This is a genomic window from Kitasatospora sp. NPDC059327 (genome assembly GCF_042752535.1).
In the GTDB taxonomy this organism is placed as follows: domain Bacteria; phylum Actinomycetota; class Actinomycetes; order Streptomycetales; family Streptomycetaceae; genus Kitasatospora.
Genome location: NZ_JBHYYB010000082.1, coordinates 1 through 23657, shown reverse-complemented (window position 1 = coordinate 23657; position 23657 = coordinate 1). Strand labels below are relative to the sequence as shown.

Below are 23657 nucleotides of genomic sequence, written 5' to 3'. Positions count from 1 at the left end.
GGGCACGGGGCCGGGGGCGGCGGTCAGCCGGCCTGCCCGTGCAGGGCCGGGTCCCGGGCGAGATCGGCCAGCAGGGCGTCCAGCTTCGCCCGGTCGACCGAGGGCATCACGAAGACGTGCGCGTAGCTGCGGCGGCTGGACTCGTCGCCCGGGACCATCAGCACGTCCTGGGAGGACAGCGACCACTTCGCCACCAGCTCGGGACCGGGCTTGCGGAACCGCACGGTGACGGCGCCCGGGGTGCGGGCCGGCCAGAGCTCGACGCCGGTCTCCCGCTCCATCGCCCGCAGCCGCCGTTCCAGGTAGCCCGCCAGCTCCTGGGCCCGGCGGACCCGGTCCACCTGGTCCTGGTAGGAGTGCCGGGACAGGTGGTCCCAGAGGACCAGCGGGGAGAACCCGTTCCTGGAGCCCGCGAAGGTGGTGTCCGGCGCGCCGATGTACTCCGGCTGGGAGGGCGGCGAGATCTGGTACTTGACCTTCGTCATGTAGATGCCGCACGGCCACGGCGCACCGGGCCACTTGTGCCCGCTCATCGCGATCGAGGAGACCATGTCGACCTCGCCGGACTCCTCGGTGGGCAGCCTGAGGCCGAAGTCGAAGGCGGGCAGGTCCACCTCGGGGGTCCAGCCGTACGCCTGGTCCTGGGCGGCCATCCGCAGGAACGGCGCGTACCCGGCGCCGAGGGCGCCGTCCACGTGGATCCAGAAGCCCCGGCGCAGGTCGACCAGCGGCTCACCGGTCCGCGGGTCGGTCCCGTACGTCACCCGGCGCCGCACCAGACCGTGCCGTTCGAAGATCGGCAGCAGTCGCTCGCAGACCGCCCGGACGTCGTCGTGGGCGCCCTTGAAGGTGCTGCCGAGGTTGAGGTTGACGAAGACCGGGTGCCCGTTGGCGGCGAAGAACTCGACCAGGACGGCGAGCGCGTCCACGTCGATCTCACCCGGACCGTCCCAGGACCGCCCCGAGGGGCCGGGGCGGGAGGGCACCTCGGTCGGCCACTCCCGGCGTCCCGTGGCGGGGTCGACCAGCGGGCACCGGTCCGGGTACTGCTCCTGACCGACCGCGTGGAAGGTCTCCACGCCCAGCACCCGCACGGCCTTGGCGAAGGAGTAGTGGGTGTCCTCGGAGTAGAAGGCCACCGGGCGGTGGGCGTTGGGGTTGTCCCGCTCGGGCGCGGCCTTGACGTACCGCAGGGCGTCGAACGGGGCCGTCGGCGGCTGGATCAGCGCCTTGCCGCCCAGGTAGTCCCGGGCGTTCCAGAGCGCGTACATGTTGCCCTCGGTCGAGCCCATCGACAGCATGTAGCCCCAGTAGGACTCGGGATCGGCCGGGTCGTGCGGCCGCTCGGCGTTCCACAGGGCCGCGTAGTAGTCGAGCACGGCGCGCTCGACGACCTTGGTGTTCGGCTTGTAGCCGCCGCTCTGGAACGGGTCGCCGAGGTTGTTGATGTTGTTCGGCATGAACCGGGCCAGGTCCAGCGCGCAGCCCTGCATGTCCTGGGTGGCCTGGTAGCCGACCAGGTGCCGGCGCTTCCTCGACAGGTACTCGTCGACGCTGTCGAGGGCGCGCAGCCGGTGGTCGTCGTCCAGGCCGCTCGCGGTGAGCGCGAAGTCGCGGCCGTCCAGCTCCGCGCCCGGGTCGACGGCGGTCGCGGCGGCGAGGGTGACGGTCGGGCTCATGGGAACGGCGCTCCGGGGTCGGTACGGGCCGGCCCCGGGCGGGGAACGGCGCGGCGGTGTGCGCCGCCCGCCGCCAGGATGGAACTTCACCGAGCCGGGGGGAAGATCTCCCGAACAAGATTCGGTAGGACCGTTCGAGGTCTTGCGGATCGACGGAATCAGCTGGAATCCTGCCCGGCATGCCGAACAATCCGCAGGCCCGCAGGGCGCCCCTCGACGAGGTGGACCGGGCGATCGTGCGCACCCTGGCCGACGACGCCCGGCTGCCGAACAACGCGCTCGCCGAGCGGGTGGGCATCGCCCCCTCCACCTGCCTGGCCCGGGTCCGGGCGCTGCGGGAGCGCGGGATCATCCGGGGGTTCCGGGCGGACGTGGACCCCGCCGCGATCGGCCTGCCGCTGCAGGCGATGATCTCCGTCCGGCTCCGGGCCCACACCCGTGAGCAGAACGAGAGCTTCCGGGGCACCGCTCCCGACCTGCCCGGTGTCCTGGCGGTGTTCCACATGTCGGGCTCCGAGGACTACCTGCTGCACGTCGGCGTGGCCGGTCCCGAGGGCCTGCGCGACTTCGTGGTGGACCACCTCACCACCCACCCGGCGGTGGCGCAGACCCGGACCAACCTGATCTTCGAGCAGATAGCCGGCCGCCGGTACCTCGGGGACCCTCCCCCGGCGACCGGCTGAGCCGCTGCCCCACTTCCGCGACGTGCTCGACCACGTCCTGCTGGTCAACGAAGAGGTCGCCGCCCGGCGCGATCCGCCGGCCACCGTCCTGGAGGCGAACATCGCGGTGATCCCGGTGGAGCAGAACCGGATCGACCTCCGGCAGACCGCCACCATGGAGCGGCTCACGATCGTGGCGACCGTGTTCCTGCCGCCGTCCTTCGTGGTCGGCTTCTTCGGGCAGAACTTCGGGTGGCTGGTCCGGCACGTCGACGGCCTCGCCGCGTTCGTCGCCCTCAACGTCGTCGGTCTGCTGCTGCCCTGCCTGCTGCTGCACCTCTGGCTGCACCGGCGGCGGGGCCGGCCGGCCCCGGCGCTGCCCCAGTCGGGCAACGGCGTCCGGCGCGCCGCGGGGACCGGCGCGGGGCGGTGATCCCACCACGTCGAGGGCCGGCCCGTACGAACGGGTGGCGCGCGGCCTTCCCCGGCCCTGCGCCGTGGCGTAGCGTGACCGCGTGAACGCGCGAGCGCAGTCCCGGCAGGATGTCGTGATCGTCGGTGGCGGGCACAACGCCCTGGTGGCGGCGGCCTACCTGGCACGGGCGGGCCTGCGGGTGCTGCTCCTCGAACGACTGGAGCAGGTGGGCGGGGCCGCGGTGTCGGCCCGGGCGTTCCCGGGCGTGGACGCCCGGCTGTCGCGCTACTCGTACCTGGTGAGCCTGCTGCCGCGCACGGTCGTACGGGACCTCGGGCTGCGGCTGGAGCTGCGGCGGCGCCGGATCTCCTCGTACACCCCCACCGTCCGGGACGGCCGGCCCACCGGGCTGCTGGTGGACGCGGCCGACCCCGGCCGGACCCGGGAGTCGTTCCGGGCGCTGACCGGTGCGGACCGGGAGTGGGAGGCCTGGCAGCGCTTCTACGCGACGACCGGGCGGATCGCCGAGCGGGTGTTCCCCACCCTCGTCGAGCCCCTGCCCACCCGGGCCGAGCTGCGCCGCCGGGTCGCGGACGAGGCCGCCTGGGAGTCCTTCTTCGAACGGCCCCTCGGCGAGGTGGTCGAGCGGAGCTTCGGCGACGACCTGGTGCGCGGGGTGGTCCTGACGGACGCCCTGATCGGCACCTTCACCCACGCGCACGACCCCTCGCTGCTGCAGAACCGCTGCTTCCTGTACCACGTGATCGGCAACGGGACGGGTGACTGGGACGTCCCGGTCGGCGGGATGGGCGCGGTGACGGACGCGCTGGCCGAGGCCGCGCGGGCGGCCGGCGCGGAGATCCGGACCGGCTGCGAGGTCACCGCCGTGGCCACCGACGGCACCGGCGAGGCCGAGGTGTCGTACCGGCACCGGGACGGGGAGGCGACCGCGGTGGGCCGGCGGGTCCTGGTGAACGCCGCTCCGGCGGTGCTGGCCCGGCTGCTGGGCGAGGAGCCCGGTCCGGCACCGGAGGGTTCCCAGCTCAAGGTCAACATGGTGCTGCGCCGGTTGCCCCGCCTCCGGGACACCGCCGCGGACCCCCGGGACGCCTTCGCGGGGACCTTCCACATCGCCGAGGGCTACCGGCAGTTGGAGACGGCCCACGCCGAGGCGCGGGCCGGCCGGATCCCCTCGGCGCCGCCGTCGGAGATCTACTGCCACACCCTCACCGATCCGTCGATCCTGGGGCCCGAGGCGCTCCGGCAGGGGCTCCAGACGCTGACCCTGTTCGGCCTGCAGATGCCCGCGAGACTGTTCACCGACCCGGCGGCCAAGGAGCGCGCGCTCGCGGCAAGCCTGGCGCGGCTCGACGAGGTGCTGGCCGAGCCGATCGCCGACTGCCTGGCGACCGATGCCGACGGGCGGCCGTGCATCGAGGCCCGGACGCCGCTCGACCTGGAGCGGGAGGTCGGTCTGCCGGGTGGTCACATCTTCCACCGGGACCTGTCGTTCCCCTTCGCGACCGAGGCCCCCGACGGCGCCGCCGCCCGCTGGGGCGTGGCGACGGCGCACCGGAACGTGCTGCTGTGCGGCGCGGGCGCGGTCCGCGGCGGCGGGGTCAGCGGCATCCCGGGCCACAACGCGGCCCAGGCCGTCCTGGCGGACCTCGCCCGGTAGGCCCACCGGCCGGGGGCCCCACCGTCGGCAGGGACGAGCGAGCTGACGACCCCTCGGAGACGATGGCGATCGGCCACATTGCTCGCCGGTAGCAGGTCGCCGACCGGCCCTGCCCGCCCGTGCCACGATCGCGACCGGCCGCGCGTAACCCGAACGTCCCGACCACCCCCACCGGTCGGCGGGGGCCCGGCCCGCCGAGTGTCCGGAATGCGGAGCCCGATGCATGATCGTCCGACCGGATCTCCTACGCTACTGATCGGTCATCAGTTCGACGAGTGACCGAACAGCACATGAACCATCGAACAACCAGGGGGAATCATGCGTCGTCGCATGTCCGCGCTGACCGTCTCGGCCGTACTCGCGGGTGGCCTGCTCCTCGCCGCCGCGCCCGCGCAGGCCGCACCCGCCCAGGCCGCCACGGCCCGGGCCGCCGTCTCGGTCAACATCGGCGAGCTGCAGGTCCAGGCCGCCAAGCTGCGCCAGCAGGCCCAGCGCCTGCGCAGCCAGGGCCACTTCCAGGAGGCCAACGTCACGGACGCCCGCGCCGCCGCCATCGAGGCGCAGATCCGCCGCTACCTCGACTGCGAGCGCAACGTCCGCTGCTGACCGGCCCTTCGACGAACCCCCGCGGTGGCGCTCCGGCGCCCACCGCGGGGGTTCCCGGCTTTCCGGGACCCCGGCCCCACACATGATCGTGCCCGCACGAAACCGGCCCGCGACGCGCTTCGGCCCCTTCGCCCGAGGGAAGTCTTCCCCGCGCGGGGGCACCGAGGCGAGGAGGACGGCATGGGCCAGGACGAGGGAACGCACGCCGGCGGCCGGACGGCGCCCACCGGCGCGGACACCGGCCCGTCCGCACGGAGCACCCCCGGCACCGCCGACGACGGGGCGACCGACCACGAAGCCCGCTACCGCCGCTCCTCCGCCTTCCTCACCGACCAGGCCCTCGGCTTCCTCTTCCCCGCCGCCCTCCGGGCCGCCGCCGACATCGGGGTGGCCGACCACCTCGCGGACGGCCCCCGCACGCCCGCCGAACTCGCCGCCGCGACCGGCACGGACGCCGGCAGCCTGCACCGGGTCCTGCGCCTGCTCGCCACCCGGGGCGTGGTCGCGGAGGACGAGCTGGGCCGGTTCGCCCTGACCGACGCCGGACAGGCGTTGCGCGACGACGTCCCCTACTCCGCGCGGGCCGCCGTCCAGATGCTCACCGACCGCACCATGTGGCTGCCGGCCGGGGAGCTGACGAGCTGCCTCACCGACGGGACCGCGTCCTTCGAGCGCATCTTCGGCATGCCCTTCTTCGACCACTTCGCCCAGGACGCGCGGACCGCCGCCGTGTTCCACGTGGGCATGGCGGCGATGTCCGACCCGGAGAACGCGGTGATCGCGGCGGCCTACGCCTTCCCCGTGACCGGCACGGTCGTGGACGTCGGTGGCGGCCACGGCGGTCTGCTGCTGGAGGTGCTGCGCCGCAACCCGGGCCTGACGGGCGTGCTCTACGACCGCGCCCACGTCCTGGCCGGCCGGCGCCTGGCGGCCGAGCGGGAGATCGCGGACCGCTGGACGCTGACGGAGGGCGACTTCTTCGCGTCCGTACCGTCCGGCGACGTCCACCTGCTCAAGCGGATCACCCACGACTGGGACGACGCGACCTGTGTGACCCTGCTGTCCCACTGCCGCCGCGCGCTGCGGCCGGACGGAAGGGTCCTGGTCCTGGACGCGGTGGTCCCCCGGGGCAACGCCCCGCACCAGTCCAAGACCCTGGACCTGATGATGATGGCCTCCCTCACCGGCCGCGAGCGCACCGAGGCGGACTTCGCGGAACTCTTCGAGAAGTCCGGCCTGCGGCTGTCCCGCGTCATCCCCACCTCGACGGTCCTCTCGGTGGTGGAGGCGGTACCGGCCTGACGGACCGTGGCCGGGCGGCTCGTCCCGTCGCAGCGGGCCACCCGGGCCGCGACGACCGTGTTCGCCGGTGTCACGGTCGGGTTCGCCTTCGGCGTGCCGCTCACCTCCTACCTCGCCGAACACCTGTCCCTGGCCGCCGCGTTCTGGTTCGGCGCGGGCGTCAACCTGCTCGCCTTCCTCGGCACCCTGGCCCTCTTCCCGTCGATGCCCGCCGAGGAGGGCCTGTCCTACGGCAGCCGGCTGCGGATCCGGCGGCGCCGGAACCGCCGGCCGCTGACGACGGCCCGACCGCCACCGGCCCGGACCTCGCGTCCGGACCGGTAGCGGTACGGCCCCGTACGGTCACCGGAACGTCCCCTGAACAACATTATCCGGCCAAGGTCTGTCCGAAATTCGACCCGGGACCTAGGCTGCGGCGCGTGTCGATACTTCGCAAGCTCCGTGCCTCCGGCCCCCGTCTGCTGCCGGAGCTCGACGACGTCAAGCTGGGCCGGGTGCGCCGGCAGCTGAGCTCCACCGGGCTGCCCGGCCAGAGCAGCATCCAGATCGACCAGATCGAGCGGCTGCTCCAGGAAAGCGGCACGGACTGGGACCGCCGTGCCCACCGCCTCGCGGTGCTGGCCGAGGCCGCCGCCCCCTCCGGGCTCGCCCGCACCTGGCGGATGCGCCGGCCGCAGAGCGGTGACGCGATGGTCTTCGAGGCGTGGGTCGAGCTGGTCCGCGGCCGGCACGACGGACGGATGGAGCAGGCCCGGACCGTCGCCGACGACTGCCGGCGCGCGGCCGAGGCCCTCCCCGAGGACCCCGCCCCCTGGGTGGTGCTGCTCGGGATCCTGCGCCTGATCCGCGCGGAGTCGCGCGAACTGTTCGCCGTCTGGCACGAAGTGACCTCGCGCGACCCGTGGAACCGCGAGGCCCATCTCCAGATGCTGCGCTACCTGTCGCCGGAGGAGTGCGGCTCGCGCAGCGGCCAGCTGGAGTTCCTGGACGCCGTCCGGGGCGGGGTGCCGTCGAACGCGCCCGCCGTGGGCGTGGAACTGACCGCCCTGGTGGACGAGCACGCCCGCACCGTCGCCCGCGGCGGCGTCGAGGCCCTGCTGGTTCGCCGTCAGTGGACCAACCACCGGGCCACCAGGGCGCTGGACACCGCGCTGGCGACCTGGCCCCGCACCGGGCACCTGCGGTACGCGGCCGCCCTGGCCGACCTCAACCTGCTCGCCTTCGCCCTGGTCCAGGCCGGCCGGCCGCGCGAGGGCGCCGGCCTCCTCGACCTGGTCGGCGACACCGTCACGCCCTGGCCGTGGTCGCTCGACGGCGAGCCGCTCCGGCAGTTCGCCTACTGGCAGGCCAAGGCACTGGGCTGACCGCCGGGCAGCGGCGGCACACCCGCGCGGCACCCGCGGGAGCGCTGCCGCGCCGCGCGGGTGCCGCGCCCGGGAGCGCACCGTCCGGGACGCCGGCATCGGCCACGGGCGCCTGCGCCCCGGTCAGCACGCCGCGCAGCAGCGGGTCGCCCGGCTCGCGGCTCCCGCCTCGCGGGTGCCGACCGCACCCCGATCCGGGACGCGCATCTGCCGGACGTCGGCGAGCGGGCGGGACCGCACCGGCGGTCCGACGCGCGGCCCCACTCGCGGCGGCGACGGCCGCCACAACCCCGAGCCCCCGAAGCAGCGCACACAGTCCCCCAAGCACCGTTACTGCTTGACAGCGTGCGTAATACTGTAACGCGCACGCCCAGGGCGTCGTCGGCGCGGGCCGCGCCGCCCCGGCCTCGCGGGCCCGGCCGGTCCTTCTCCCAGCAGCTCGGAGCACGACATGCACCCCTTCCTCGACCAGCCGGGGCCGCTCGCCTTCGCCCACCGGGGCGGCGACCTCGGCCACCCCGAGAACTCCCTCGCCGCCTTCGAGGCAGCCGTGGCCCTCGGGTACCGGTACCTGGAAACGGATGTGCACGCCACCCGCGACGGCGTGCTGGTGGCCTTCCACGACTCCCGCCTCGACCGCGTCACCGATCGCGCCGGGGTGGTGGCCGAGCTGCCCTGGGCCACCGTCCGGCAGGCGCGGATCGGCGGTACCGAGCCGGTGCCGCTGCTGGAGGACCTGCTCGGCGCGTTCCCCGGGGCCCGCTTCAACATCGACGTCAAGGCGGCGCCGGCCGTCGGCCCGTTGGTCGCCGCGATCCGCCGGACCAACGCCTGGGACCGGGTCTGTGTCGGCGGCTTCTCGGACAGCCGCCTCGCCGCCGTCCGCGCCGCCGCCGGCCCGCGGCTGGCCACCTCGCTCGGCCCGCGCGAGGTGGCCCGGCTGCGACTGCGCTCACTGGCCGGACCGCTCCCGCTCGGACGCGGGAGGCCGTTCGCCGGGGTGTGCGCGCAGGTTCCGGAGCGCCACCGGGGCGTCCGGGTCGTCGACCGGGCCTTCGTCCGCGTCGCCCACCGCCTCGGCCTGCCGGTGCACGTCTGGACCGTGGACGATCCCACCCGGATCCGGGCTCTCCTCGACCTCGGCGTGGATGGCATCATGGCCGATCGCATCGACGTCCTGCGGGACGTCCTCGGCGAGCGCGGCTGCTGGACCGACAGCAGCACCGGCTCCGACAGCGTGGCAGGAGCCTCATGACCACCACCGCCCACCCGCCGGACCACCTGGCGGGCACCACCGACGACCGTGCCCTGCGCCGGATGCAGGTCGGCTGGTACCTCAACGACTGGGCCAACGCCGCCTTCTCGGCCACCGTCCTGACCGTGTTCCTCGGGCCGTACCTGACCTCGATCGCCAAGAACGCCGCCGACCCGGCCGGCGACGTGCACCCGCTCGGCCTCTCGGTCCGCGCGGGGTCGTTCTTCCCGTACACGGTCTCCTTCTCCGTGCTGCTCTCGGTCGCGGTGATGCTGGTGACCGGGACGATCGCGGACCGCACCGGGCGGCACAAGGAGCTGATGTGCGGCTTCGCCTACGTCGGCGCGGCCGCCACGATGGGGATGTTCTTCCTCGACGGCGACCGCTACCTGCTGGGCGGTGCGCTGCTGGTGGTCGCCAACATCGCCTACGCGGTGTCGGTCGCGCTCTCCTACGCCTACCTGCCGGGCCTGGCCGCCCCCGACGAGCGCGACGCCGTCTCGTCCAAGGGCTGGGCGTACGGGTACGCGGGCGGCGGCCTGCTGCTGATAGCCAACCTGGCGCTGTTCGAGGGCCACGACGCGCTCGGTCTCTCCTCCGGGACGGCCGTACGGATCTGCCTGGCCTCGGCCGGTTTCTGGTGGGCGCTGTTCACGATCGCCCCGCTGCTGCGACTGCCCTCCCGGGCCGGGGTCGCCCCCGAACGCGTCGCGGCCGAGCCGGACCGCCCCACCACCGGCAGCCTGCGCGAACTCGCCCGCACCCTGCGCGGCATGCGCCGACACCCACTCACACTGCTCTACCTGGGCGCCTTCCTCTGCTACAACGACGGCATCCAGACCGTCGTCTCGCAGGCCTCGCTCTACGGCAGCGAGGAGCTCGGCATGGACCAGACCTCGCTGGTCGTCGCCGTGCTCCTGGTCCAGATCGTAGCGATCGGCGGCGCGCTGCTCCTCGGCCGGATCGCCCGCCGGTACGGCGCCAAACGGACCGTCCTCGGCTCACTGGTCGGCTGGGTGGTCACCCTCGCCCTCGGGTACTTCATGCCCGCCCACCGGCCTGCCTGGTTCTTCGCCCTGGCCTGCATGATCGGCCTGGTGCTGGGCGGCAGCCAGGCACTCTCCCGCTCGCTGTTCTCCCACCTGATCCCGGCCGGCCGGGAGGCCGAGTACTTCAGCCTCTACAAGGTCAGCGACCGCGGCACCAGTTGGATGGGCCCGCTGGTCTTCGGCCTCGCCTACCAGATCACCGGCAGCTACCGCTCGGCGATCATCTCCCTGCTGGTGTTCTTCGTGATCGGCTTCGCCCTGCTGACGAAGGTGCCGCTGCGCCGCGCCATCGAGGCGGTCGGCAACCCCGTCCCCGAACGCCTGTAGCGCCCTTCGACCTTCACCCTTCACCCTTCCCGCGACAGCACGCACCACGAGCGGCTGCGCCGTCCCCTCCGGCGGTGCAGCCGCTCACGATTGATGATGCGTCAGTCCGCGTGCAGTCTGACTCCCGCCACCACGGACTTGCCGCAGGTCCGCCGGGGCACGACGGCCCAGACGTCGCAGAGTGCGTCGACCAGCAACAGGCCCCGCCCGCCGCACTCCTGCGGGTGCGGCGCGACGAGGACGGGCCGGCCGGCCCCCGGGTCGGAGACGGCCAGCCAGCAGTGGCCGTCGGCGATCCAGAGGACGAGCTCGATCAGCTCGTCCTCGTCGGCACGGGCGCCGTGGCGGATCGCATTGGTGACCAGCTCCGAGGTCACCAAGCGCAGCAGGTCGGAGAGTTGGGGCTCGTGGGGCTCCGGGATCGCTCCGACCACGGCCCGGCGGGCCCGCCGAACGGAGGCCAGCTCAGCGGGAAAGCGCCAGTGCGACGGCACCTCGGGGACGCCGGGCGGCGTCGGCGCGAGCACGACGGGGGTGGACGGAAGCGGGATTCCAGGCATGGCTGACTCCTCGCGGATGTGCAGTGGTTGAGCGAGCACTGATGCGACTCCGACGCCGGTGGCACGCCTCCCTGGGCGCGGGCACACCCGCCCCAGGGAAGGCGGGCATGCTCGCACGGTGCACTTCCGGACATTGCCGAGTGTGATCCTTGCAACACCGAGAGTACCGCATCACGGGGTAAATTTGCCGGGCTTCCTGGCAATCTGACCCCGGGTAGTGGGTTGGTCCCTGCGGGCGGCAGACTGCATCCCACGTCGCACGGAAGGAACGGCATGACTCCCAGGATGTCTCTCACTGAACGTCAGAAGCGGTTGGGGAGCGAGCTGCGGAAGATCCGGACCTCGGCCGGCATGAGTGCCGAGTACGCGGCGGGGCTGCTCGGCGTCGATCGCGGCAAGATCTCCAACATGGAGTCGGGTCTGCGACCGATCACCACCGAGCGCCTACGCACCCTGGCCCACAACTGCCACTGCACGGACCAGAAGTACATCGATGCGCTGGTCGACATGGCACAGCCCGGGGACAAGGGCTGGTGGGAGCGGTATCGCGGCAGTCTTCCCCAGGGGCTGCTGGACATCGCCGAGCTCGAAGCACGCGCGAAGCGACTCCGCACCACCGACACCGTCCACGTTCCAGGGCTGTTGCAGACCTCGGACCACGCCCTCGCCGTGTTCCGGGCAGTGTTCCCGCCGCTGCCCGAGCATGAGGTCGGCCTGCGACTCGCTCATCGGACGGAGCGCCGGCACGTGCTCACTGGTGACGATCCGCCCAACTACGTCGCCGTTGTGCACGAAGCAGCTCTGCGGATGCAGTTCGGCGGCCGCAAGGGCATGCGCGCCCAACTGGACCACCTTCTCGACGCCTCCGAACAGGACACCGTCACGCTTCGCATCGTTCCGTTCGAGCACGGGGCCTTTCCGGGCGCCGGGCACACCGTCCTCTACGCGGAGGGGCCTGTGCCGCAGCTCGACACGGTCCAGGTGGACAGGGCACACGGCCCCGAGTTCCTGGAGGCCGAAGGCCAGCTCACGAAATACCGCGCCCAACTTGATCGGTTGGAAGATCTGGCGCTGACCCCGCAACGATCCCGTGACTTCATCCGCGAGATCGCCGACCAACTGTGAGGAGACGTTCGATGCCCACCATCACCTGGGAAGACCCCTTCTGCGGCGAGGGCAACTCGTGCTTCCGCCTCGGCACCGACGCCGACGGCAACGCCTACATCGCCGTCAAGGGCCAGGAGGACCGGGCCGTCACCGACTCCAGGGCCGCCCTGCGCACCCTCATCCTGGACATCAAGGCGGGCAAGGCCGACCACCTGCTCTAGCCGCTCAGGGCCGCCGCCACTGCGGCGGCGGCCCGAACAGAGACCGCCTCAGCCCGCCGCGCCCGTCCGCAGGAGCTCCCCGGCCCGGGTGGCCAGGGCCTCCGCGCCGCAGTGGGTGGCCAGCTCCAGTCCCCGGGTCAGGGTCGCGCGGGCGGTGGGCGCGGTGCCCAGCACCGTCCCCAGGTCCACCAGGGCGAGCGCGTGCTCGTAGCGAGCTGGTGACCGCTCCAGGTACTGGACCGCCTCCGTGAGCAGTTCGGCGGCGCGCGGCCGCTCGTGCACCGCCGCGCAGAGCCGCAGGGCGCTGCCGACGGCCGAGTCCGTCCCGGACTCCCGGGCCCGGCGGACGGCCTCCCCGGCCAGGTCCCTGGCCCGGTCCGGCTGGTCGGGGGCGACAGCGCGCGCAAGGTGCCCGAGCCACGGCGCCCACACCGTGTTGCGCCAGCCGCGCGCGTCCAGGGCCGCGCCGGCGGCGGTCAGCGTCTCGGCCGCGCCGGGCGCGTCGCCCCGGGCCAGCAGCAGGCGGCCGTACAGCGTCGGCGCGTCCGGCAGCACCATCACCGTCGGGTACGGCGGGCCGAAGGTGTGCGTCCGGGTCAGCTCCAGGGCCTCGGCGAGTTGCCCGCGCGCGGCGAGGGTCTCGGCCAGCGCTCCGACCGCGTCCCAGTGCAACGGCACGTCCGGGCCGATCCGTTCGGCGATCCGCAGGGCCCTGCGCAGGTGGTCCTCCGCCTCCGCCAGGGCGCCGCAGCGGAACCGGAGCATGCCGGTCAGCAGGTGGGCGAAGCCGAGGTGGCCACCGCTCCACCCGGCCACCTCGTACGCCCGGACGGCCTCGGTGAAGAGCTCCTCGGCGCGGTCGACCCGGTCCGCGTAGAGGTAGCTGATGCCGAGGATCCCGGGCAGCTCGAAGCCCCAGGTGGTGTTGGTCCAGCCGAGGCCGCGGGGCAGCCGGCCGCCCGGCAGCGCGGACTCGGCCAGTGCGATCGCCTCCGCCCGGTCGGCACCGCGCAGCGTGAGGTCCCAGCAGCGCAGCACGGCCACCGCGTGGGCCAGGCCGTCGCGTTCGAACAGGACCTCGTCCGGGGTCGGCCCGCCGCCCGTCCCCCGGCCCGCGGCGACACCGGCGTCGGCGTCGGTGAAGGCCAGCCCGATCATGTCGAGCATCCGGGCGAACTCCGCGAGCCGCCGCGAGCGGCCCGGCCCGTCCGCGTCCTCGGACTGGAACGCGGCGAACATGAAGTGGGCCACCTCCAGGCGCAGCCGCCCCGGGCCGCGCTCGGTGCGCGCGGCCTCCTCGGCGCACACCGCGGCGGCCTCGCCGACCCGGTTGCTGTGGGCGAGGGCCTGGGCGAGCCGGAAGGTCGCGTCCACCCGGAGCTCGGGGCCCGGCCCGTACGGGTCCGCGAGTGCCAGGCGCAGCTGGTTGACGGTGGTCGCCGGGTCGGTGAGCAGCGCGGAGCAGCCGAGTTCGTAGAGCACCGCGGCCCGGTCCTCGTCGGCGGGCGGTTCGCTGATGGCGCGGCGCAGGCAGCGCTGGGCCGCCTCGGGCGCCCCGATCGCCAGGTGTTCGCGGGCGGCCCGGCGCAACTTGCCGACGGTCTCGCCGCTGCCCTCGGGCAGGGTCTCCAGCAGGTGCCGGGACGCTGTCAGCAGGCCGAGGCCGGCGTTCTCGGTCTCGACGGCGGCGACGCCGTGCATCCCGGTCCGGATGCCGGGCGGCATCGACTGGTAGACGGAGGTGGCGATCAGCGGGTGGACGAACTCCAGCCGGCCTCCCGACGTCCTGGTCAGCACCCCGTGCCGGCGCAGCTCCCTGATCGACTGGGCGGCCGCTTCCGGGCCCTGGGCGCAGATGACGGCGGCGAGGTCCGGGCGGATGTCGGTGCCGAGCATGGACGCGGACCAGGCGAACCGCAGGGTCGTCGGGCCGAGCTTGCCCAGCCAGTGACGGAGCGTCATGCCACGTGCGTCGGTGGCGAGTTCGCGTAGCTGTCCGGCATTCTCCTCGACCGGGTCGAGCCGCTGGTCGAGCACCTCCCGCAACAGGGCGGTGGTCTCGTACGGGTTCCCGCCGGTGACCGCCCAGACGTGCCGGCAGAAGGCGTCCTCCGCCCGCGTGCCCAGCGCCGCGCGGACCAGGTGCGCGACCGAGGCCGGCTGGAGCGGGCGCAGGTCGTGCCGCCGGTCGGCCCGGCCGACGAGGCCGTGCTGGAGCGCCAGGGCGTCGTCGGGGAACTCGTCGCGGCAGGCGAGCACCAGCAGGACCGGCAGCTCTCGTGCGCGCACCGCGAAGCCCGCCAGCCAGCCGAGCGACTCCGGATCGGCCCAGTGCAGGTCGTCGACGATCACGGCCACCGGTGAGTGCCGCCGCACGAGGTGGGTGAGCACGAAGTCCAGCCCGTCCCGGACGCCCTGCGGGTCGAGCTGCCCGCCGGGCGGCAGCAGCCCGACGGCCGGGCCGACGATGTCCTCCCAGGGGCCGAAGGCCTGCACCCGCTCCTCCGGGGACAGGGCCGCCAGCACCGGCTGCACCAGTTGGCGCACCACGCGGAACGGCTCGTGGCGCTGCCGCTCCCCGCCACGGGCGAACAGCACCGTGCACCCCGCGCGTTTCGCCTCCCGCCGCACCTCGGCCAGCACCGCGGTCTTGCCCAGGCCGGCCGCGCCGGTGTAGAGCAGCAGTTCCCCGGTTCCGGCTCCGGCGGGCCGGGTCAGTGCCTCGACCGCCCGTCCGGCCGACCGGATCTCGGCCTCGCGTTCGTGCAACGGACAGCCGTCCCGGCCGGATCCGCCGTCACCCCCGTCCCCGGTCCCCCCATCGGTCACCTTCGCCCCCAATGCGCCGTCGTACGAACGTCGTTGCCGACGCCGAGGCTACTGCGGAACGAAGGGCTCCGGTGCGGGCTTGACAATCCCCCCGGCCGGCGGCCGGGTGGGGGTGCGCCGCGGCCACCGGTGGTGGTGCCGCCCGCCCGCTCGGGCGGGCGGGCCGGGACCGGCCCCGCCGCTGCCGGACCGCTACGAACCGGCGGTGGCCGCCGCCAGGGTGGTCGCCATGACCGGGCTGGTGAAGGTGTTCGTCGCGTCGCCCGTGGAGGGGTGGTAGGAGCCCCACTTGAGGTAGTCGCGGTCGCCGTCCCAGGTGGTGCCCATGAAGGTGCCCGAGCCGGTGGTGAAGGACTGCTTCACGCCGTCGAACCAGAAGTCGATGGTGCCGTCGGTGCGGCCCAGGCGGATCTTCAGCGCGTAGGAGTGCCACTGGTTGTTGGCGGTCGGCGCGGTCCACAGCTGGTGCGCGACGTGCTCGGTGTCCCACTCCTGGAGGCGGATGCGCCCGGTCGTCGCGTCGATCTCGATCGGGTGGTTCGCCGTGTCGGTGCTCGGCGAGCACTTGAGCTGGAAGACGTAGCGGCTGTTCGTGTCCTCGATGTCCACCTTGGACGACCAGCCGAGGTAGAAGGTGTCGCCCTCCTTCAGGTCGGGGCCGAGCGTCTCGCAGCGCTCCTCGCCCGCGGCCTGGAACGCCCGCCACACACTGCCCTTGGCGGAGTCCTTGACTACCCCGAAGTCACCCGCCGCGCACTGGACGGCGGCGAACGAGGACGGCCCCTTGGCGGTGCTCGGGGTCCACAGGACCTTGCCCGCCGCGGCGGCGGAGCTGCCGGTGGCGGCCGAACCCCAGGAGATCGCGAGCGCGGTGAGCGCCACCACACCGACGGCGGTCCTGCGGTGCTGGGACAGAAGGGACATGCCTCTCCCGAGGGGTTCGTGGCCGGCACGGACGCCGTCCCGGCGGATCGGCCCGGACGGATCCAGCGATTCGACCACCTGACGGCCCGTGGACCAAGCGGACCGACCGACAGTGGCCCTTTCGGGCAGACTGTCGGTCGGTCGCGGGCACCGGAGCGGCCCTGCGGGGCGGTGACGACGCCCCCGGGCGACCGCTACCGGACGCCCTCCGCGTCCCCGGTGCCCGCCTCCCCCGAGTCCCCGGCACCGGCGTCGTAGGAGGAGGTGCCCTCGTCCAGCAGCGGTTCCTGGGTCTTGAGGTGCGCGGGGGCCAGCGCCCGCAGCACGTGGTACCCGGTGATGACGACCAGGGTGCCCAGCGCGATGCCGCTGAGGCTGAAGGTGTCGGTGAACTTCATCGTCACGTTGCCGATGCCGATGATGATGCCCGCGGCGGCCGGCACCAGGTTCAGCGGATTGCGCAGGTCCACCCGGGCCGTGGTCCAGATCTGCGCGCCGAGCAGGCCGATCATGCCGTACAGGATGACGGTGATGCCGCCCAGCACCCCGCCGGGGATCGCGGCCACCACCGCGCCGAACTTCGGGCAGATGCCGAACAGCAGCGCGAAGCAGGCCGCGGCCCAGTAGGCGGCGGTGGAGTACACCCGGGTGGCGGCCATGACGCCGATGTTCTCCGAGTACGTGGTGTTCGGCGGGCCGCCGAGCGCGGTCGAGAGCATCGAGCCGACGCCGTCCGCGGAGATCGCGGTGCCGAGCTTGTCGTCGAGCGTCTGACCGGTCATCTCCCCCACGGCCTTGACGTGCCCGGCGTTCTCCGCGACCAGCGCGATCACCACGGGCAGGGCCACCAGGATCGCGGACCACTGGAAGGACGGGCCGTGGAAGGCGGGCAGGCCGACCCAGTCCGCCTGCCCGACGCCCGACAGGTCCAGCCGCCAGTGGTCGGTGAGGTGTCCGGCGGCGTCCATCGAGTGGATCTTCCCGAAGACCCGGTCGAACAGCCAGGAGATCCCGTAGCCGAAGAGCAGCCCGAGGAAGATCGCCACACGGGACCAGAAGCCGCGCAGACACACCACGGCCAGCCCGGTGAACAGCATCACCAGCAGTGCCGTCCACTGGTCCTGCGGCCAGTAGGTCGAGGCGGTGACGGGCGCGAGGTTGAAGCCGATCAGCATCACGACGGCGCCGGTGACGATCGGCGGCATCGCGGCGTGGATGATCCGCGCCCCGAACCGCTGGACCGCCAGCCCCACCAGGAACAGGGCCACGCCCACCACGAACACGGCGCCGGTGACCGTCGCGCTGGTGCCGCCCTGGGCCCGGATCACCGCGGCCACGCCGACGAACGACAGCGAGCAGCCGAGGTAGCTGGGCACCCTGCCGCGGGTCGCCAGCAGGAAGATGACGGTCGCGACGCCGGACATCATGATCGCCAGGTTGGGGTCGAGCCCCATCAGCACGGGCGCCACGAAGCTCGCACCGAACATGGCCACCACGTGCTGGGCACCGAGCCCCGCCGTCCGGGGCCAGGAGAGTCGTTCGTCGGGGCGGACGACCGCTCCCGGTGCGGGCGTACGCCCGTCACCGTGCAGCTTCCAGCGCACGCCGAGATCCATGTGGGGGTTCGCTTTCTCTGTACTTCCGGGGGACTGTCCGCACCATTCTCGTGGTCACCAGGTCCGCCGCTCGCCACCGCCCCGCCCCTGACCTGCGCCTGCGCCCCCGGCCCGGTCGGCGGCCCCGTCCCGACGACCGGGTCAGCCGGCCCGGAGCGCCCCCAGTACCCCGAGCACCCCGGGCACCCCGAGCAGCCGGGCCGCCTCGGCGGCGGGCGCGGCCCGGCCGACGACGGCCGTCCTCGCGTCCGGTGGCGCGCTCAGCGCCGGGCGGCGGCCCAGACCGCGCGGCGGGCGGCGAACGGGTCGGTGACCACACGGGTCGGGGCGCCGAACAGCAGGGTGTCCCGCCGTGTCCCGCCGCGCCTCGACGTAGGCGGGCCGGCGGCCGACGCCGGGGACGTCGGGCTCGCCGTCGCGGCGGAACGTGATCCAGACCATGCTCGCGGCCCGCGCCGGCGCGGCGTCGGCCGAGTTGCGGGAGACCGGCGCCGCGTGGCGCAGGTCGCCGAAGAGGCGGCGTGCTCGGCGGGTCCCACCAGGTCCGGCCGTGGCCGGTGGCGAACGCGTCCGGCGCGGCGAAGGAGGTGCCGAGGTTCTCCTCGTCGGACCGTGGACGCCGTACGGGCGGTCGGGACCGTTGACCATCCGGGGCATCTGGTCAACGGTGGCGATCCCGGCACCCGGGGGCCACCCCCGGGCCGGCCGCCGGCAGACGAACGGAGACGTGTGATGAACGTGAACTCCCAGGGGCAGTTCGGGGACTTCCAGAACGAGATCTACTTCCACGGACTGTCGGGCGTGGTGCCGACGATGCCGATGACCTTCACCGAGCTGGAGGCCCGCGCCCAGGCCGCGCTGCCGCCGTCGGTGCTGTCCTACGTGGCCGGCGGGGCCGGGGACGAATCCACTCAGCGGGCGAACGTCACCGCCTTCGAACGCTATGGCCTGATGCCGCGGATGATGGTCGGCGCCGCCCGACGGGACCTGTCGGTCGACCTGTTCGGGCTGAGGCTGCCGTCGCCCCTGTTCATGGCCCCGGTCGGGGTGATCGGGCTGTGCGCGCAGGACGGCCACGGCGATCTGGCCACCGCCCGCGCCGCCGCACGCAGCGGAGTGCCGATGATCGCCTCCACCCTGACCGTCGACCCGATGGAGCAGGTCGCCGCCGAATTCGGCGCCACCCCCGGCTTCTTCCAGCTCTACACCCCGACCGACCGGGCGCTCGCGGAGAGCCTGGTGCACCGCGCGGAGGCCGCCGGCTTCCACGGCATCGTGATCACCCTGGACACCTGGCTCACCGGCTGGCGCCCGCGCGACCTCAGCACGGGCAACTTCCCGCAGCTGCGCGGCCACGCGCTGGCCAACTACACCTCCGACCCGGTCTTCCGCGCCCGCCTCGCGAAGGCCCCCGAGGAGGACCTCGCGGCCGTCGTCCGTGAATGGATCGGCATCTTCGGAAACCCGCTGACCTGGGACGACCTGCCCTGGCTGCGGTCGATCACCGACCTCCCGATCATCCTCAAGGGCATCTGCGCCCCGGAGGACGTCCGCCGGGCCAAGGACGGCGGCGTGGACGGCGTCTACTGCTCCAACCACGGCGGCCGCCAGGCCAACGGCGGGCTGCCCGCCCTCGACGCCCTGCCCGGCGTGGTCGAGGCCGCCGACGGCCTGCCGGTCCTGTTCGACTCCGGCATCCGCACCGGCGCCGACGTGGTCAAGGCGCTCGCCCTCGGCGCCGACGCGGTCGGGGTCGGCCGCCCGTACGCCTACGGCCTGGCGGTCGGCGGCACCGACGGCATCGTGCACGTGCTGCGCTCGCTGCTCGCCGAGGCCGACCTGATCATGGCCGTCGACGGCTACCCCACCCTCGCCGACCTGCGCGCCGAAGGTGCGCTCCGCCGGCTCTGAACCGCATGACCGCGGCCCGGCGCCCCACCGAGGAGGAGCCGGGCCGCGGCTGTTCGTCAGACCGTCACACGGTGGAGCCGGTACGGCAGTTCGGCCCCGGAGCCCGTCCGGTCGCCCCATCGCTAGCCGAGGCCGCGAGCGTCCTGCTTCAGCGCGGTGTCCACGGTCAGCGCGGTCGCCACGACGAGGCTGAGCAGCGGGTCGGCGAGCGGGCGGTGGATCTGGAGCACGTAGTTGTCGGCCGTGGTGAACATGGTCTTCGCCAGGCCCTCCCAGGTCTTGGTGATCCGGGCGACCTCGGTGTCCGTCTCGTCGACGATGGAGAAGTTCCAGGCCCGCCAGTTCTCGGCCTTGACGGCGCCGATCTTCTTCCCGCCGACCTCCATCGCGAAATTGATCTTCCCGATGGCGTTCTGCTGAACGATCTGACCGACCTCCTGACCGTCCGGACGCTGCACGACCACCCGCGACTTGATGAACTTCGCCGGCCGGGTCAGCAGCAGCACCGGAACGCCCTGCGCGTCACGGATCTCCAGCTTGTGGGTCAGGTACTGGTCGAGCGAGGTGAGCAGCCGGATCACCTTGCGCAGCGCGCTCTGACCGACCTGGACCACCGAGCCCAGCGCGGCCCCCTGCTGGTCGAAGACCGCGTACTCGTTGGTCAGCTCGATCAGCTTGGCCTTCTGGTTCACCACCAGGACGGGCTCGGAGAAGAGGGTGCCGCCGCCACCGGAGACCGGTCCGACGCCCGCCTGCCGCTGCACCTGACGCTGCACCTTGGCGGAGTCGCCGGCCGGAGCGGCCGGCTGCCCGGGGAAACCGGGGGTGTTCGTGTTCTGGGACATGGCGGGCAGGCTAGGCTCTCCGCTCCCCCGGTCGCCAAGTCATTCGACCGGCCCCGGCTCGCCGAGGACCGCGCATCGCGCCGATGAGCTGGGGATTCGCCCCATGCGGGCGCCAGTTGGCCACGGCCCGGCGGGGGCCGATGTGGCCGATGTCACACCCGGGGCGCTCTCCGGGTGGCCCGTCCTCACCCCCGCCCGGGCCTGTCACGGCACCAGCTCCCGCGCCGCCACCGGTGCTCTCCGGTCACTGCCCCAGCTCTCCGGGGCAACGACCGCTCTGCGCGCGCCGGACGGACCGGGCGTCGGTTCGCCGGTCTGAAGCCGCCCCGGCGGAGCGGCGATCTCGGCCACCGCCGCTTTCGAGACGGCGGTGTCCGGCCCCGCTCGGGCGCCGGCCACCACCTCGCGACGCAGGGCGAAGTGCTGCTCGGGGCCAGGGCGTTCGTGGGGCGGTGGGGGTGACGGGCGACCCGCCGGCGGTGGGCACGGGATGCCCTCGGCGTTCGGTCGGCCGGGGCGGTCGACCGGGGGCGGTCGACCCTGCCGCCCCTCCCGGGCCGAACCCCCGAGTCGAGCCGCGCCGGTCGCGGGCTGGGGCTCAGACCGTGCGGATGCGCGATGCACGGTGGGCGAGGCCGACGGCGCCGGGGATCCTGCGGCAGGTGTGGGCGGCGAGGGTGGAGCGCATGACGGCTGCGGGGCCCGGTCGCTCCGCTCGGCCCGGTCGGAAGCGGGCCGGAAGGAGCGGTGCCTTTCACCGGAAGCGCCCGGACTGGTGTGCTGTCCAGCGGAGGTGGGCGGACCGCGCGGACCGCGCGCGCCCACCACGGCGGGAGGAGAACCATGCGGAGGTGCCGGGCTCGGGCCGTCGTCGTAGCGGCCCGGCCGTCAGCCCCTCCGGTGCGGGGCCTCCTGGAGGAAGCGCTCCAGCTCCAGCAGGTCCGTGCGGCGCAGATCGTCCGGGTGCACCACGAGCCGCAGTTCGGGCGCGACCGGGGTGCCGTCCAGGCAGGCCCGGACGAAGGACTCCACGATCAGCCTGGCGAGCCGCCCACGGTCGAGGTCCACGATCCGGGCGAGGCCGGATCCGAGCATCGGCACCGCGACCGGACGGTAGCGCCCCTGCCGGGCCACCGCCGCCCAGAGCCGGTCCAGGGCCACCGCGAGGTACTCCGGGCACGACCGGGCCACCATGTCGTTGTCCAGCCGGCTGTAGGCGGTGGCGAAGACCTGCCGCCGTCCGATCGGAACCGCCACCGTCGTGCCGATCGGATAGCGCAGCCGGCGCCCGCGGGGCTTGTCCCGGCTCCGCTCCCGGTCGACCACCGGCACCGGGCGCAGCGCCCGTTCCAGCTCGGCGTCCAACAGGTCGCAGCGGCCGTCGAACAGTCGCTCCACCAGCTGCCCCTGAACGCTCGAACAGCTGATCACCAGGTCCTGGTCGATCTCGGTGTCGAAGGTGTCGGTGAAGCCCGCCACGAGGTTGGCGTCCTCCTGGTCGAACAGGTCGCCGCAGACCACCACGATCTCGATCGCCCGGTCGGGCAGCGCGGTGCGCAGCAGCTCGTTGTCCCAGCGGCCGCGCAACCCGGCGCGCAGCCGCCCGAGTTCGGAGGCCCAGGAGGGGTCGTCCGGGCGTTCCCGGACCGCCGCCTCGGCGACCGGCAGCGCGAGCTCCGGTCTGCCGAGCCGGACCCGACAGGAGATCAGCTCCCGGCGGGCGGTGTCCTGGAGGCCGGTCAGCCGGCGGATCAGCGGTTCGGCGAACGCCTCGCCGACGGCCTCCGCCAGCGGCCTGCCCCGGACCATCCCCAGTGCCTCCTCCAGACGCCATGCCGCCATCACCGGCCCGACCTGGAAGGACTCGTTGACCAGCTCGGCGAAGCGGGCACAGTCGAGCTCCGCCGGCGCGAGGTTGAGCCGGTAGGCGGTCTCCGGACCCCGGGCCGTGGGCAGCTGCTCGGTGTGGAGGACCCGCGCGCCGGACGCCAGGTCGCCGCCGCCGATCGCGCGTCTGAGCTCGACCACACGCTTCTGCACCTCGTTGCGCCCCCGCGCGCCCTGGCCCGGGAAGTCGGCCTCCCGGCCCCAGACGTCCCGGCGCAGCTGCCGGACCGGCACCGCCTCACCGTCCGCCGCCACCAGTCGGACCAGCAGCCGCCTGGTCAGTGGGGTGAGCGGGACCGGAATCCCGTCGGCCTCCACCCTCACCGGCCCCAGCACGCTCACGCGGACACCCGCCATCGGACCCCCCACCTGCCCCGGCCCCGGCCGGGAACCGCCTCGCTCGAAGCACCGAGCAGGATAGCAACCACCCTACCGGCCAGGCTGGTTGATGACTGGCATGTCGCATGATCGGCCGACTGCCGGGCACGTCCCGGGTGTCCCGGCGTACCGCGGCGGCGTTCCTGCGCAGCACCGCGACCGCCTTCGGCGGGGTGGCGGTGGCCGGCCAGCTCGCCGGACCGCTCTTCCCCCACGGGCTGCCCGCGCCCGGCTGGGTCACCGTCGGCTCCGCCGGGATCTGCGTGCTCTGGGGGGCGTACCGGTCGCGCCCGGTCCCGGTGGTGCGCCAGGAGTTCCGGCGGCCCGACCTGACCGTGGTGGTGGAGGCGGGCGACCTCTTCACCGCCCCGGGCCACCTCGTGGTCGGTTTCTGCGACACCTTCGACACCGCCCCGGAGGACGGCCGGCTGATCAACGAGGGCAGTGTGCAGGCCCAGTTGCTGCGGCGACGCTACGACGGGGACGTACGCCGGCTGGATGCCGAACTCTGCGCCGCCCTGGCCCCGGTCGCGCCGCGGTCGCGCGAAGTCCGGGCGGACAAACCGCTCGGCAAACTCGACCGCTACCCTCTCGGCACCGTGGCCGTCCTCGGCGCCCCGCCCCGGCTGGTCTTCGCCACCGCCTACAGCCGCCTCGGCCTCGACCTGGTGGCGTCCTCCGGCGTGGAGGACCTCTGGTTCTGCCTCAACCGGCTCTGGGACGCGGTCGACCGGCGGGCCCGGACCGACTCCGTGGCGATGCCGCTGGTGGGGTCGGGGCTCGCCCGGATGGACCACTTGGACCAGGACAGCCTGCTGCGGCTGATCCTGATGTCCTTCGTCGCGCGGTCCCGGGAGGGCGCGGTCTGCCGGGAGCTGCGGGTCGTCCTGCGGCCGGCGGACCTGGCGAGCGTCTCCGTGCCGGAGGTGCGGGCGTTCCTGCGGAGCATGGCCGAGGGCCTGGCCGATCGGTGACCGCGCGAGCACGAGCCCGGCGCCGTGCTCGCCGGTCACCCGGGTGACCGGCGAGCACGGCGCCGGGC

Annotated in this window: 21 protein-coding genes; 13 read left to right on the top strand and 8 right to left on the bottom strand. The window is 73.8% G+C overall.

Going from position 1 to position 23657, the window contains the following annotated elements; genetic code table 11:
* Positions 1 to 23: 23 nt before the first annotated feature.
* Positions 24 to 1679: a histidine decarboxylase gene (locus tag ACFXHB_RS34215; RefSeq protein WP_380579050.1), complete on the bottom strand. Its 1656-nt coding sequence runs from the start codon at positions 1677 to 1679 to the stop codon at positions 24 to 26.
* A 179-nt stretch (positions 1680 to 1858) separates the two neighbouring features.
* On the opposite strand from ACFXHB_RS34215, the gene ACFXHB_RS34210 reads away from it, so the two are divergent.
* The 9 genes from ACFXHB_RS34210 to ACFXHB_RS34170 all read left to right on the top strand — a co-directional run bounded on the left by ACFXHB_RS34210 (position 1859) and on the right by ACFXHB_RS34170 (position 10337).
* Entirely contained in the window at positions 1859 to 2362 is a 504-nt protein-coding gene (locus ACFXHB_RS34210) for an Lrp/AsnC family transcriptional regulator (RefSeq protein ID WP_380579048.1), read from the top strand.
* Positions 2363 to 2384: 22 nt separating this feature from the next.
* Positions 2385 to 2774 (top strand): CorA family divalent cation transporter, encoded by a 390-nt coding sequence (locus ACFXHB_RS34205; protein WP_380579046.1) that lies wholly within the window; start codon positions 2385 to 2387, stop codon positions 2772 to 2774.
* 82 nt (positions 2775 to 2856) lie between these two features.
* Entirely contained in the window at positions 2857 to 4434 is a 1578-nt protein-coding gene (locus ACFXHB_RS34200) for a phytoene desaturase family protein (RefSeq protein WP_380579043.1), read from the top strand.
* Between the two features lie 330 nt (positions 4435 to 4764).
* Positions 4765 to 5040, top strand: coding sequence for a hypothetical protein (locus ACFXHB_RS34195; protein ID WP_380579041.1), 276 nt, complete (start codon positions 4765 to 4767; stop codon positions 5038 to 5040).
* Positions 5041 to 5220: 180 nt separating this feature from the next.
* Positions 5221 to 6342 (top strand): methyltransferase, encoded by a 1122-nt coding sequence (locus tag ACFXHB_RS34190; RefSeq protein ID WP_380579039.1) that lies wholly within the window; start codon positions 5221 to 5223, stop codon positions 6340 to 6342.
* 6 nt (positions 6343 to 6348) lie between these two features.
* Complete coding sequence (locus ACFXHB_RS34185; RefSeq protein WP_380579036.1) at positions 6349 to 6666, top strand: MFS transporter; 318 nt, start codon at positions 6349 to 6351, stop codon at positions 6664 to 6666.
* Positions 6667 to 6761: 95 nt separating this feature from the next.
* Positions 6762 to 7706 carry a hypothetical protein gene (locus tag ACFXHB_RS34180; protein ID WP_380579033.1) on the top strand — a complete coding sequence of 315 codons (945 nt, stop codon included), beginning with the start codon at positions 6762 to 6764 and terminating at the stop codon, positions 7704 to 7706.
* A 451-nt stretch (positions 7707 to 8157) separates the two neighbouring features.
* A complete protein-coding gene (locus tag ACFXHB_RS34175; RefSeq protein WP_380579031.1) occupies positions 8158 to 8961 on the top strand; it encodes a glycerophosphodiester phosphodiesterase in 804 nt (267 codons plus the stop codon).
* Complete coding sequence (locus tag ACFXHB_RS34170) at positions 8958 to 10337, top strand: MFS transporter (RefSeq protein ID WP_380579029.1); 1380 nt, start codon at positions 8958 to 8960, stop codon at positions 10335 to 10337. Before ACFXHB_RS34175 ends, ACFXHB_RS34170 begins: the two co-directional genes overlap by 4 nt.
* 101 nt (positions 10338 to 10438) lie before the next feature.
* On the opposite strand, the gene ACFXHB_RS34165 is transcribed toward ACFXHB_RS34170, so the two are convergent.
* A complete protein-coding gene (locus ACFXHB_RS34165; protein WP_380579027.1) occupies positions 10439 to 10897 on the bottom strand; it encodes an ATP-binding protein in 459 nt (152 codons plus the stop codon).
* A 273-nt stretch (positions 10898 to 11170) separates the two neighbouring features.
* On the opposite strand from ACFXHB_RS34165, the gene ACFXHB_RS34160 reads away from it, so the two are divergent.
* On the top strand, positions 11171 to 12022 hold the full coding sequence (locus tag ACFXHB_RS34160; protein WP_380579025.1) for a helix-turn-helix domain-containing protein: 852 nt from the start codon (positions 11171 to 11173) through the stop codon (positions 12020 to 12022).
* A gap of 11 nt (positions 12023 to 12033) precedes the next feature.
* Complete coding sequence (locus tag ACFXHB_RS34155) at positions 12034 to 12225, top strand: hypothetical protein (protein WP_380579023.1); 192 nt, start codon at positions 12034 to 12036, stop codon at positions 12223 to 12225.
* A 48-nt stretch (positions 12226 to 12273) separates the two neighbouring features.
* Here the strand turns inward: ACFXHB_RS34155 and ACFXHB_RS34150 are convergent, their stop codons facing one another.
* The 4 genes from ACFXHB_RS34150 to ACFXHB_RS34135 form a co-directional block, all read right to left on the bottom strand.
* Positions 12274 to 14994 (bottom strand): ATP-binding protein, encoded by a 2721-nt coding sequence (locus ACFXHB_RS34150; RefSeq protein ID WP_380579021.1) that lies wholly within the window; start codon positions 14992 to 14994, stop codon positions 12274 to 12276.
* Positions 14995 to 15246: 252 nt separating this feature from the next.
* Positions 15247 to 15978 carry a heparin lyase I family protein gene (locus ACFXHB_RS34145; RefSeq protein WP_380579018.1) on the bottom strand — a complete coding sequence of 244 codons (732 nt, stop codon included), beginning with the start codon at positions 15976 to 15978 and terminating at the stop codon, positions 15247 to 15249.
* A 194-nt stretch (positions 15979 to 16172) separates the two neighbouring features.
* Positions 16173 to 17594, bottom strand: a complete 1422-nt coding sequence (locus tag ACFXHB_RS34140; protein WP_380579016.1) for a uracil-xanthine permease family protein — start codon at positions 17592 to 17594, stop codon at positions 16173 to 16175.
* Between the two features lie 141 nt (positions 17595 to 17735).
* Complete coding sequence (locus ACFXHB_RS34135) at positions 17736 to 18251, bottom strand: hypothetical protein (RefSeq protein WP_380579014.1); 516 nt, start codon at positions 18249 to 18251, stop codon at positions 17736 to 17738.
* Between the two features lie 75 nt (positions 18252 to 18326).
* Between ACFXHB_RS34135 and ACFXHB_RS34130 the strand changes: the two genes are divergently transcribed.
* Entirely contained in the window at positions 18327 to 19505 is a 1179-nt protein-coding gene (locus ACFXHB_RS34130; RefSeq protein WP_380579012.1) for an alpha-hydroxy-acid oxidizing protein, read from the top strand.
* Positions 19506 to 19627: 122 nt separating this feature from the next.
* Here the strand turns inward: ACFXHB_RS34130 and ACFXHB_RS34125 are convergent, their stop codons facing one another.
* Together ACFXHB_RS34125 and ACFXHB_RS34120 are read right to left on the bottom strand one after the other, a co-directional pair.
* Positions 19628 to 20350 (bottom strand): phospholipid scramblase-related protein, encoded by a 723-nt coding sequence (locus ACFXHB_RS34125; protein ID WP_380579010.1) that lies wholly within the window; start codon positions 20348 to 20350, stop codon positions 19628 to 19630.
* A gap of 888 nt (positions 20351 to 21238) precedes the next feature.
* A complete protein-coding gene (locus ACFXHB_RS34120) occupies positions 21239 to 22594 on the bottom strand; it encodes a macro domain-containing protein (protein WP_380579008.1) in 1356 nt (451 codons plus the stop codon).
* A 107-nt stretch (positions 22595 to 22701) separates the two neighbouring features.
* On the opposite strand from ACFXHB_RS34120, the gene ACFXHB_RS34115 reads away from it, so the two are divergent.
* Positions 22702 to 23589: a macro domain-containing protein gene (locus ACFXHB_RS34115; RefSeq protein ID WP_380579006.1), complete on the top strand. Its 888-nt coding sequence runs from the start codon at positions 22702 to 22704 to the stop codon at positions 23587 to 23589.
* Positions 23590 to 23657 lie beyond the last annotated feature (68 nt).